Origin of the sequence: Candidatus Acidulodesulfobacterium sp. H_13 (genome assembly GCF_048541835.1) — a bacterium.
Lineage (GTDB): Bacteria > SZUA-79 > SZUA-79 > Acidulodesulfobacterales > Acidulodesulfobacteraceae > QIJE01.
In genome coordinates this window covers 657,337-669,541 of record NZ_JBLEOY010000001.1, presented here as the reverse complement: position 1 = coordinate 669,541, position 12,205 = coordinate 657,337, and the positions used below count along the sequence as shown (strand labels likewise).

The following is a 12,205-nucleotide window of genomic DNA, read 5'->3' as shown; positions in this document are numbered from 1 at the left end:
ATATAAAATGACTAAATTACGGGGATGATTTTATGAAAAGTGATAATATAAAACAAGGAGTAGATAGGACACCCCACAGGTCGCTGCTCTATGCCACGGGCATAGCAAAGGGCGAGATGAAAAAACCCTTTATAGGCATAGCGTCTAGTTTTACGGATTTGATACCGGGACATGTTGGTATCAGAGACCTGGAAAGGGCTGCGGAAAACGGCGTATATAGCAACGGAGGGCATCCTTTCGTTTTTGGTATTCCGGGAATTTGCGACGGAATAGCCATGGGGCACGTCGGAATGCACTATTCTCTTCCGTCTCGGGAACTCATAGCGGATATCATAGAAACCATAGCCGAAGCGCATTGTCTCGACGGTATAATTTTTTTGACTAATTGCGATAAGATTACCCCCGGTATGCTTATGGCTTCATTGCGTCTCAATATACCTTCCATAGTAGTTACGGCAGGACCGATGCTTTCCGGTCGTTATCACGACTCGAAGCTTTCTTTCGTGAGGGATACGTTTGAAGCCGTTGCAAAATTTAAGATAAACGATATAACGGAAAAGGAATTAAACGACTTAGAAATGTGCGCATGTCCCGGTCAAGGGTCATGTCAGGGTTTATATACCGCAAATACTATGGCATGTTTAACCGAGGCTATGGGAATGTCTCTGCCGGGTGCCGGCACTGCCATTGCCGGTTCGGCGGCAAAGAAACGTATCGCCTTCGAAAGCGGAGCTAAGATCGTCGATCTTGTTAAGGAAAGTATATGCCCTAGGGATATAATAACGATTGATACCTTAAAAAACGCTATAGCGGTAGACATGGCCCTCGGCGGTTCGTCAAATTCGGTTTTACATCTATTAGCTATTGCGAACGAAGCAGGGATAAAATTGAGCCTAAAGCTTTTTGACGATATTTCTAAAAAAACACCTCAGCTTACAAGTTTGAGACCAGTGGGAGAGCATTTTCTTGAAGATTTAGATTTTGCCGGCGGAATACCGTCTCTGTTTTATGAGCTAAGAACCCTTATGAATCTTGAATCCGTGACCGTATCGGGTAAATCTGCCGGAGAAATAATATCCGGCGTTGATTATGTGAATAATGAAGTCATCCGCAAGATAGACAATCCATATAGAAAGGAGGGAGGAATTGCCGTTCTTTTCGGCAATTTAGCCCCTAACGGCGCAATCATCAAGGCAAGCGGCGTCAGTCTGTCTATGATGAAGTTTACCGGAACGGCGGTAGTGTTCGATAGCGAAGAATCTGCGATGGAAAATATATCTATGGGCAGTATTAAGGCGGGAGACGTTGTCGTAATAAGATATGAAGGCCCTAAAGGGGGTCCGGGAATGAGAGAAATGCTTGCGCCTACATCTATGATAGTGGGGATGGGTTTGGGAGATAAAGTTGCGCTTATAACCGACGGACGTTTTTCCGGCGGAACGCGCGGGCCGTGTATCGGGCATGTGTCGCCGGAGGCTCAGGAAGGCGGGCCGATTGCCCTTATTAAAAACGGCGACAAAATAGAAATAGACGTAATTGATAGAAAGCTGAATATACTTGTCTCGGACGAAGAACTCGACGGAAGAAGAGCGGAAATATCGGAAAAACCTAAAAAAATAGATTACGGCTATCTTTCCAGGTATGCCGATGTTGTTTCCTCTGCAGACGAGGGGGCAATCGTCAACAGAAGGATTAGGAAATGAATCATAGTGCAAAAAAAGAGTTAATGACCGGCTCAAAGATAATCATAGAAAGCCTCATAAAGGAGGGCGTGGATACTATATTCGGTTATCCCGGCGGTGCAGTTCTAAATATATATGACGAGCTTTTGAATTACGAGGATAAGCTGAAGCATATTCTTGTCAGACATGAACAGGGAGCGGCTCATGCCGCCGACGGTTATGCGAGGGCGTCTGGCAAGCCGGGGGTTGTCCTTGTAACATCCGGTCCGGGCGCTACCAATACGATAACGGGCATTGCTACCGCTAATATGGATTCGGTACCAATGATTATAATTACAGGGCAGGTGCCGACTAATTTAATAGGCAACGATGCGTTTCAGGAAGCAGATACCGTGGGCATAACAAGACCTTGCACTAAACATAACTACCTGTTGAGGGACATAAAGGATATTGCCAAAACAATTAAAGAGGCGTTTTATATCGCCTCTACGGGCAGGCCAGGACCGGTATTAATAGACATTCCAAAAGATATTACGTCTAACGTTTATGAGTTTGATTATCCCGAAACGGTTGAACTAAAGGGATATAGCCCTACTTACTTTGGCCATCATATTCAGATTTTAAAGCTAGTCGAAGAAATTTTAAAAGCGAAGAAGCCCTTACTTTATATAGGCGGAGGCGTTATCAGCTCCAATGCCGCTGATGAACTTAAAGAATTGGCGGAATTGCTCGATTTACCGATTACATCTACGCTTATGGGGCTTGGCGGCTTCCCCTCGAATCATGCCTTATTTTTCGGCATGCTCGGCATGCATGGTACTTATGCCGCAAATATGGCGATATCCAATGCCGATTTTATAGTAGCCGTAGGTGCTAGATTTGATGATAGGGTTACCGGTAAAGTAGAAGAATTCGGTAAAAACGCAAAATTTGCCCATATAGATATTGACCCTTCTTCCATAGGTAAAAACGTAAAAATAGATATTCCGGTTGTAGGCGATGTTAAGTCGGTTTTAAGCAGTTTGCTTGAAGCTTTAAGTGACAAAACGGAAAAGATTTCATCCGGTCGTTACGATAGGTTGGGATGGCTTGAAAAAATAAACGAATGGAAATATGAGCACCCTCTTTTGTATAAGATGAGTGATACGATCAAACCGCAATATGTTATAGAGAAGATATGCGAGCTTACCGGAGGAGATGCCGTAATAGCTACGGAAGTAGGTCAAAATCAGATGTGGACCGCCCAGTTTTATAAATTCAAACACCCCAGAACGTTGTTGACTTCGGGCGGGCTCGGTACGATGGGTTACGGGTTCCCGGCGGCAATAGGTGCGCAGATCGCATGTCCGGATAAGGTAGTTTTTGATATTGCGGGAGATGGCAGTATCCAGATGAACATTCAGGAATTGGCAACGGCGGTGCAGTACAATCTGCCCGTCAAGATAGCAATAATCAATAATAATTTTTTGGGTATGATAAGACAGTGGCAGGAGTTGTTCTATCATAAAAGATATTCGTCTTCCGAGATGAACGTCAACCCCGATTTTGTAAAACTTGCCGAGGCTTACGGCGCAGTCGGTTTGAGGGCGGAAAATCCCGACGAGGTAGAGCCGGTCATCAAAAAAGCGTTGTCTATAAATAGGCCCGTTATAATGGATTTTGTCGTAGATAAAGAAGAGGGGGTTTATCCCATGGTTGTTCCCGGTGCTCCAATTACGGGAATGCTATTAGTGTAAACAAAAAGGTATTTAATTATCTATTATGGAAAAGACACATATTCTTTCAGTTCTTGTCGAGAATGAATCGGGTGTATTAACAAGGGTTGCGGGGCTTTTTTCGGCAAGGGGGTTCAATATAGACAGCATTTGCGTAGCGAAAACGCTTGAAAAAAATGAATCTAAAATGATAATCGCTACATCCGGAGATGCCCAAATTTTAGAGCAGATAACGAAGCAACTTAACAGGCTTGTAAATGTTATAAAGGTTCAAGAATTAACCGGAGAAGATTCCGTAACGAGAGAAACCGTTTTAATTAAAATTAATGCAGATGAAACCACTAAAGGCGATATATTTAGAATAAAAGATATATTCGGCGGCCGCATTATAGATATGTCAAGAAATTCATACACGCTTGAGGCTACCGGTTCCGAAGGGAAAATAGAATCGCTTATCGATGTTTTGAGGCCGTTAGGTATAAAGGATATAGTTAAGACAGGAATAATTGCAATACAGCGAGCAAAAAAATCAAACTAACGAATAATTTTATAAGGAGGATTTCTATGAATATTTTTTATGAAAAGGATGCCGATTTAAGGTTGATTCAATCTAAAACAGTGGCGATTATAGGGTATGGATCTCAGGGGCATGCCCATGCTTTAAACTTAAAAGATTCCGGAGTGCATGTCATCATAGGTTTAAGACCTACCGGAAATTCTTTTGCAAAGGCCAAGAATGCCGGTTTTGAAGTGTATCCGGTTGCCGAGGCGGCAGATAAGGCCGATATCATCATGATATTACTTCCGGATGAAATTCATGGCAAGATTTATAAACAAGATATCGAACATAGCTTAAAGGCAGGCAAATATCTTGTCTTTGCTCACGGCTTCAGTATTCATTTCGGACAGATAATTCCCCCGAAAGACGTGAACGTTTTTATGGTAGCGCCCAAGGGTCCGGGGCATCTCGTGAGACATGAGTTTGAAAGAGGAGGCGGAGTGCCTGATTTGATCGCCGTTCATAACGATTACTCCGGAAACACGAGGAATGTGGCATTGTCTTATGCTTCTGCAATAGGCGGCGGTAAGGCCGGTATTTTGGAATCTACGTTTAAAGAAGAGACCGAAACGGATCTATTCGGCGAGCAGGCAATCCTTTGCGGCGGGCTTTCCGCTCTTTTAACCGCTGGGTTTGAAACCCTCGTAGAAGCAGGCTATCAGGAGGAGAGTGCTTATTTTGAATGCATTCACGAAATGAAGCTTATAATCGACCTTATATATGAAGGCGGAATAACCAATATGAGATACTCTATAAGTAATACGGCGCAATACGGCGATTTAACGAGGGGTCCGAGAATTATAGATGAGAGAGTTAAGCTTGAGATGAAAAAAGTTCTGGAGGAAATAAGGTCGGGAAGGTTTGCTACCGAGTGGATGCTTGAAAACAATGCCGACAAACCCACATTCAATGCCTTGACTAAAAACGGAGAAGAACACAGGTTGGAAAGGGTTGGTAAAAGGCTGAGATCATTAATGCCTTGGATTACTAAGAATAAAATGGTTGATAAATCCAAAAATTAATAAAGAGGGTCATAGACTCATTATTCTTCACTAATTTTATTTTTTTTAGTATTAAAATAAAAACGGCGGGAAATCCAATAAGCAAAATTTCGGAGGCTTTATGGACGTTGGGCAGTTTAAGAAGATTAAAATATTTGATACGACTCTTAGAGACGGAGAGCAGTCTCCCGGAGCCAGTATGAATATAAGCGAAAAGTTAAATCTTGCACGTCAGTTGGCGAGGCTTGGCGTGGATGCCATAGAAGCCGGTTTTCCTATAGCATCCGAGGGCGATTTCGAGGCGGTAAAGGCGATAGCTCAAGAGATTAAAGGCGTGGATATCGTCGGACTTGCCAGGGCAAACGAAAAAGATATATATAGGGCCTATTCTGCCGTAAAATATGCCGAAAGACCGGCAATTCATACATTTATCGCAACGTCGGATTTGCATCTTAAATATAAACTCAAGATGACTCGGGATGAATTGTATGAAAGAGCTGTCAGTATGGTTAAATATGCCAGGTCGTTTACCGAAAACGTAGAATTTTCTGCCGAAGACGCCTCAAGGAGCAATTTGGATTTTTTGTGTAAGGTGATAGACGGAGTAATAGAAGCGGGGGCGACCACAGTGAATATTCCGGATACGGTCGGATATGCCACTCCTTTTGAATTTTTTAATTTTATAAATAAATTAAAAGAAGGCGTAGCGGGTATTAAAGATGTCATATTGAGCGTTCACTGTCACAACGATTTGGGGCTTGCCGTGGCAAATTCCTTGTCGGCGATTTTAGCAGGGGCGGCACAGGTCGAGTGTACTGTTAACGGCATAGGGGAAAGGGCCGGCAATGCGGCACTGGAAGAAATAGTAATGGCTTTGAATGTGAGAAAAGATATATATCATGCGGTTACGGGTATCAATGCGATGGAAATATACAGGTCTTCCCAACTTTTGACGCATATAACTGGCATATCCGTTCAGCCCAATAAGGCAATAGTAGGCAAAAATGCCTTTGCTCATGAAGCGGGTATTCATCAGGACGGTATCTTAAAGGAGAAGACTACATATGAGATTATGACCCCGGAACACGTCGGGAGGCAATCGAACGAATTAGTTTTGGGAAAACATTCAGGGAAGCATGCCTTTAAGGAAAAAATCGTGTCTTTGGGTTATTTGTTGAGCGACGATGAGATAGAGGATGCCTTTGTTAAATTTAAATCGCTGGCGGATAAGAAAAAGGATATTTATGACGAAGACATAGATTCGCTTGTTGCTAAATCTCATCCTTTAGAAAAATACGAACTTAAATACGTGAATGTGGTTTGCGGCGACACGGTTGCTCCGCTTTCTATGGTTAAAGTAATGATAGGTGATGAATTGAAGCACAGTTCGTCGTGCGGAAACGGTCCCGTCGATGCCACTGTAAACGCGGTGGAGAGAATAGTTGATTCCAAAGCAAAGGTCATAGCCTACGAGGTTAAATCCATAAGAGGGACTACCGAGGCGCAGGGCGATGTTTCCGTTACTGTAGAACAAAACGGAGTCCATATAACGGGAAGAAGCGCCCATACAGATATCGTGGTTGCCAGCGCAAGGGCCTACGTTAATGCTTTAAATAAGCTTTATGTCTATAATAGTGTTAAAAGGCATGTCTGCAGTTTGGAAATTCGTTCATAATATAATTATCGGAAACTAAACTTAAAATAAGAAAACAATTAAGATTGAGGACAACGAAAATGGGAAGACCCTTGACTATAACCGAAAAAATAATTCTTAACCATGTAGATAACGAGGCAGTTTCTCCCGGCGATATAGTAAATGCGAGAGTGGATATTGCACTCGGCAACGATATCACCGCTCCTATTGCCATAAAAGAGTTTGAGTCTATAGGAATAGACAAAGTTTTTGATAGAGAAAAAATAGCACTCGTTCCGGATCATTTTGTTCCCAATAAGGACATTTTGAGTGCTAAGCAGGCTAAAATACTTAGAGAATTTGCAAAAAAGCATGATATTAAATATTATTTCGAATGCGGAGAGGCAGGGATCGAACACGCACTTTTGCCCGAAAAAGGAATCGTTTTGCCCGGAGACCTTGTTATAGGGGCGGATTCCCATACCTGCACATATGGAGCGCTGGGCGGGTTTGCTACAGGGGTGGGTTCTACTGATTTGGCATATACTCTTGCTTTCGGAGAGTTATGGCTTAAGGTCCCGGAGTCTATCAAAGTGGTTTTTGAAGGAAAGCCTAAAAAATGGGTTTCAGGCAAAGATTTAGTGCTGTATTTAATAGGGAAGATAGGCGTAGAAGGGGCAAACTATATGGCATTGGAGTTTTCAGGCAGTACATTTAAACATCTGGGAATGTCTGACAGGTTCACTATATCCAATATGGCGATAGAAGCGGGGGCGAAAAGCGGAATATTTGAGCCGGACGAAATTACGGAAGCCTATGTCAAAGATAGGGCCGGTCGAAATTATACTTTTTATAAAAGTGATGACGGGGCCGAATACTCAAGAGTTTTAAATTTTGATTCCGGTGAAATAAACCCGCAGGTTGCTTTTCCGCATCTTCCGGAGAATAGTATAGATATTGGTGAGGCTTCTGCTAAAAATATCAAAATAGACCAGTCTGTCATAGGTTCTTGTACTAACGGGAGGATAGAAGATTTGAGGATAGCCGCTCAGATTTTAAAAGGGAAAAAGATAGCTAAATACACGAGGCTTATTGTGCTTCCGGCAACTCCGGCAATATATAAAATGGCGGAAAAAGAGGGTTTAATAGACATATTTATGGATGCGGGTGCCGTATTCAGTACGCCGACCTGCGGACCCTGTCTTGGAGGCTATATGGGAATATTGGCCGACGGTGAAAGGGCCATTTCTTCTACGAACAGGAATTTTAAGGGAAGAATGGGAGACGTAACCAGCGAGGTATATCTTGCTAATCCTGCCGTTTGTGCTGCATCGGCAATACTCGGCAAGATTGCCGGTCCGGACGACGTAATATAATTAAATATAAATTTACAATTTTTTAAAGAGGCGGTTATTTTATGGTGTTTAGTGGAAAAGTTTTTAAGTTTGGAGATAATATAGATACGGATGCGATAATACCGGCAAGATACTTAAATGATTCAAACGACGAGAATCTCAGGATACATTGTATGGAGGATGCGGATGGGATGTTTTCTTCAAGGGTATCGACGGGTGATTGTATCGTTGCGGGTAATAATTTCGGATGCGGTTCTTCAAGGGAACATGCCCCGAGGGCGATTAAGGCTTGCGGCGTTTCCGTAGTTATCGCCAAAAGTTTTGCAAGGATTTTTTATAGGAATTCTTTTAATATAGGCTTGTTTATCTTAGAGGCAGATACGGACGGCATAAATAACGGGGATGTTATCGAAATAAATACGGATACCGGAGAAATCAAAAATAAGACCGGAAACAGTATAATAAAATCGAAGCCCATTCCTAAGTTTATGTCCGAGCTTGTCAATGCAGGCGGTTTAATTGCGTATGCCAAAAAAAAGATTAAGGGGGGCAAGGCATGATAAAACTTGCACTTTTCGCAGGTGACGGCATTGGGGTGGAGGTAGCGACCGAGGCCGTTAACGTTTTAAAGTTTTTATTCGATTTAAATTCCATTCGATATGAAATAGAAGAAGATCTAGTCGGCGGGGCTTCTTACGACGAATATAAGAAACCTATAACCGAAAAAGCCCTTAAACTCGCTAAAGATGCGGATGCCGTTATTTTTGGAGCGGTAGGAGGATATAAGTGGGAATCTTTGCCGATTGAACTTAGGCCGGAAAAGGCACTCCTTACGTTAAGATATGATCTTGGGCTTTATGTAAATTTAAGACCCGCAAAGGTTTATAGTGAACTTATAGATGCATCTCCTTTGAAAAAAGACATTGTAAACGGAACCGATATGATAATTATAAGAGAGCTTACCGGCGGAATATATTTTGGACAACCCAGGGGTATTTTTAACCTTGGGGACGGACAAAGAAAGGGTGTTAATACTTTAACATATACGACGAAAGAGATAACGAGAATTGCAAAGACAGCATTCGAAATAGCGGAAAAAAGGAGAAAGAAGGTTTTATCGGTAGATAAGGCGAATGTTTTGGAATCTACGGAATTATGGAGGGAGGTAGTTGCGGACACGGCGAAGAATTATCCCGATGTTGAGCTTTCAAATATGTATGTGGATAACTGTTCGATGCAGCTTATAAGACAGCCTAAATCCTTTGATATCATTCTTGCACCTAATATGTTCGGAGACATATTGAGCGATGAGGCGTCTATGATTGCAGGTTCTATCGGAATGCTGCCGTCGGCAAGTCTTAATGGTAAAAAGGGAATGTACGAGCCGATACACGGCAGTGCGCCAGACATTGCAGGACAGAATAAGGCCAATCCTATTGCCGCAATTCTATCTGCGGCAATGATGCTTCGCTATAGTTTTGATATGGGTAGTCTTGCAGAAAGAATTGAAAATGCGGTAACAGGGGTTATTAGGAAAGGCTATCGAACTCCCGATATATATTCGGATTTAGGCATAGGCGAGACTAAGCTTATCGGCACTAAAGAGATGGGCGCCGCCATAATAGCCGAATTAAAATTAAAGGGTTAACCTATGAAAAAAGAAAGATATAATATAGCCATTGTCGGAGCAACGGGATTAGTAGGCAGGGAATTTATAGATATACTTGAGCAGAGAAAATTTCCTGTCGGTGAGCTTTACCTTTTTGCCTCGTTGAATTCTTTAGGCGATATCATAAAATTTAAGGGCGAAGACTACATGGTAGGTGCGTTAAAGGAAGATTCTTTTAAGGGAAAAAAGATAGATATAGTCTTATCCAGCCCGGGGGCATCCGTGAGCTTGAAGTTTTCACCGCTTGCCGCTATGGAGGGCGCCGTAGTTATAGATAACACCTCCTGTTTTAGGATGGATGAAGATATTCCGTTGGTAGTGCCGGAGGTTAATCAAGATGATATAAAATATTATAGTAAAAAAAATATAATAGCAAATCCGAATTGCTCCACTATCCAGATGGTTGTTCCGCTCAAGCCCATTCATGACAAATACAATATAAAAAGAGTGGTTGTTTCTACGTATCAATCGGTATCAGGTGCAGGTAAAGAGGCCATGGACGAGCTGTTTTATCAGACGACCGATATCGTAAACGCAAAGGGAGATCTATGCCCGAAAAAGTTTCCCGTTCAGATTGCTTTTAACTGTATTCCGCAGATAGATGTTTTCAGTAATGACGGATACACCAAAGAAGAAATTAAAATGATAAGCGAAACGCAGAAAATAATGCACGATAGCAGCATCGGCATATCTGCTACCACGGTGCGGGTACCGGTGTTTTTTTCTCACGGCGAATCGGTCAATATTGAAACCGAAAAAAGTTTCGATATTAAAAATATCAGGGCAATGTTATCCAAAGCTAAAGGGATTAAGGTTACGGATGACATACTTAGCGGTAAGCCGGATGAAAGATATCCATATCAGACTATGGCTTCTGGTAAGGATGAGATCTTTGTGGGCAGAATAAGGAGGGATTTTTCTGTAACGAACGGTTTGAACCTCTGGGTTGCCGCCGATAATATCAGGAAGGGATCGGCATTAAATGCAGTGCAGATAGCGGAAATACTTATTAGAAAGTTTTTATAAATGCGTTCTCAATCTAAAAATCATGAGATAGTCAGGAATCTATCGGTTGTCTCGTTTTTTACTTTAATAAGCAGAATTTTAGGCTTATTAAGGGACATTTTTATCGCATATTTTTTTGGTGCCGGCGCCGTTACCGATGCCTTTTTCGTTGCATTCAGGATACCCAATCTCTTTAGAAGACTTTTTGGAGAAGGCGGAATTTCCGCATCTTTTATCCCAGTTTATTCGGAAAGCCTGTCTAAAGGAAGTGAAAGCGAGGCTTCAGACCTTTTTAAAACGGTTTTTACCGCTTTATTTTTTATTCTCCTGTTTCTTTCGCTCGTAGGTTTTTTATTTTCATTCCTGTTCGTGACCATAACCGCTCCCGGTTTTTTACATATACCGGCACAGTTTCAACTTACCGTATTTCTTACCAAAATTATGTTTCCGTATATTTTCTTAATAGGGCTTACGGCTTTTTTCGCGGGGGTTTTGAATGTCCACGGCTCTTATGCCCCCGGGGCGATGTATCCTATTATTTTAAATATTTTATTTATAGTTTCGGCTGTTTTTTTAAGGCCTTTTTTTCATCCAGGAATTTATGCACTGGCGATAGGCGTGATGATAGGGGGTATTTTACAACTTTTATCTCAGATTTATTATATCAAACGAAAAAAAATCAAGCTTGGTTTTAAATTTAATTTTAGAAACAGTGCCGTAAGAACCGTTTTTAAACTTCTTACCCCTTCGCTTCTAGGGATGGCGGTTATACAACTCAACCTATTGTTTGATACGCTTCTTGCATCATTTTTGTCGCCGGGAAGCATATCCTTTCTTTACTATGGGGATAGGCTCTATCAGTTTCCGCTCGGTGTTTTTGCCATAGCCTTGCAGACGGCTATTTTTCCTACATTATCGGCATCGTTTGCAAGAGGAAACATTAAGGAAATAGATAATGCATTTAATTTTTCGGCATCGCTTATGTTTTTCATAATAATCCCCTCGAGTATCGGGCTGATTCTTTTAAGGAGCAGCCTTGTAAGGTTGATTTATATGCACGGCATTTTTAATTCGGCCGACGTCCAAAAAACGGCTTCGGTTCTTTTGTTTTTTACGATAGGATTATGGGCATCTTCGTTATTAAAGACGGTTATCCCGGTTTTTTATTCAATGAAAGACACAAAAACCCCCGTTAATGCCGCTATATATTCCTTAATACTCAATATTATTTTCGCGGTTATACTTATGCGGTTTATCGGCGTGGACGGTTTGGCACTGGCAGCCAGTATTTCACTAATTTTTAATTATATGTTTCTCCTGAAGAGGCTTCATTTAAAAAAACGGATAGGTCTCGGAAGTGGTTTTTTTAAGTCTTTTGCAAAAACTATGGCCGCGAGCGCATTTATGGGGATAGCCATCGAGATTATAATAATCGAGTTTAAGAGATTAAACTATGATTCGTTAAGCATAGTGGCCGTTTCACTTGTTGTCGGCGTTACTTCGTATCTTTTTGCTTCGTTTATCATTAAAAATAATCTTTTGAGATACATTTTGAGAAAATAATTGCCGCATACTTTAATGTATCG

The 12,205-nt window shown here is 41.7% G+C and carries 10 protein-coding genes; all 10 read left to right on the top strand.

Going from position 1 to position 12,205, the window contains the following annotated elements:
- Positions 1-32: 32 nt before the first annotated feature.
- The 10 genes from ilvD to murJ all read left to right on the top strand — a co-directional run bounded on the left by ilvD (position 33) and on the right by murJ (position 12,182).
- Positions 33-1,703, top strand: a complete 1,671-nt coding sequence (ilvD, locus tag ACMCNP_RS03275; protein WP_419313776.1) for a dihydroxy-acid dehydratase — start codon at positions 33-35, stop codon at positions 1,701-1,703.
- A complete protein-coding gene (gene ilvB, locus ACMCNP_RS03270) occupies positions 1,700-3,418 on the top strand; it encodes a biosynthetic-type acetolactate synthase large subunit (protein WP_419313774.1) in 1,719 nt (572 codons plus the stop codon). Before ilvD ends, ilvB begins: the two co-directional genes overlap by 4 nt.
- 25 nt (positions 3,419-3,443) lie before the next feature.
- Positions 3,444-3,935 (top strand): acetolactate synthase small subunit, encoded by a 492-nt coding sequence (gene ilvN / locus ACMCNP_RS03265; RefSeq protein WP_419313771.1) that lies wholly within the window; start codon positions 3,444-3,446, stop codon positions 3,933-3,935.
- An 11-nt stretch (positions 3,936-3,946) separates the two neighbouring features.
- Complete coding sequence (gene ilvC, locus ACMCNP_RS03260) at positions 3,947-4,978, top strand: ketol-acid reductoisomerase (protein ID WP_475393016.1); 1,032 nt, start codon at positions 3,947-3,949, stop codon at positions 4,976-4,978.
- Positions 4,979-5,078: 100 nt separating this feature from the next.
- Positions 5,079-6,632, top strand: coding sequence for a 2-isopropylmalate synthase (locus ACMCNP_RS03255; protein WP_419313768.1), 1,554 nt, complete (start codon positions 5,079-5,081; stop codon positions 6,630-6,632).
- A gap of 59 nt (positions 6,633-6,691) precedes the next feature.
- Positions 6,692-7,966: a 3-isopropylmalate dehydratase large subunit gene (gene leuC / locus ACMCNP_RS03250; protein ID WP_419313765.1), complete on the top strand. Its 1,275-nt coding sequence runs from the start codon at positions 6,692-6,694 to the stop codon at positions 7,964-7,966.
- Positions 7,967-8,007: 41 nt separating this feature from the next.
- Entirely contained in the window at positions 8,008-8,505 is a 498-nt protein-coding gene (locus tag ACMCNP_RS03245) for a 3-isopropylmalate dehydratase small subunit (protein ID WP_419313762.1), read from the top strand.
- Entirely contained in the window at positions 8,502-9,593 is a 1,092-nt protein-coding gene (gene leuB / locus ACMCNP_RS03240; protein ID WP_419313759.1) for a 3-isopropylmalate dehydrogenase, read from the top strand. Before ACMCNP_RS03245 ends, leuB begins: the two co-directional genes overlap by 4 nt.
- A 3-nt stretch (positions 9,594-9,596) precedes the next feature.
- Positions 9,597-10,640 (top strand): aspartate-semialdehyde dehydrogenase, encoded by a 1,044-nt coding sequence (locus ACMCNP_RS03235; protein WP_419313756.1) that lies wholly within the window; start codon positions 9,597-9,599, stop codon positions 10,638-10,640.
- Complete coding sequence (gene murJ / locus ACMCNP_RS03230) at positions 10,641-12,182, top strand: murein biosynthesis integral membrane protein MurJ (RefSeq protein ID WP_419313753.1); 1,542 nt, start codon at positions 10,641-10,643, stop codon at positions 12,180-12,182.
- The last annotated feature ends 23 nt before the right edge of the window (positions 12,183-12,205 follow it).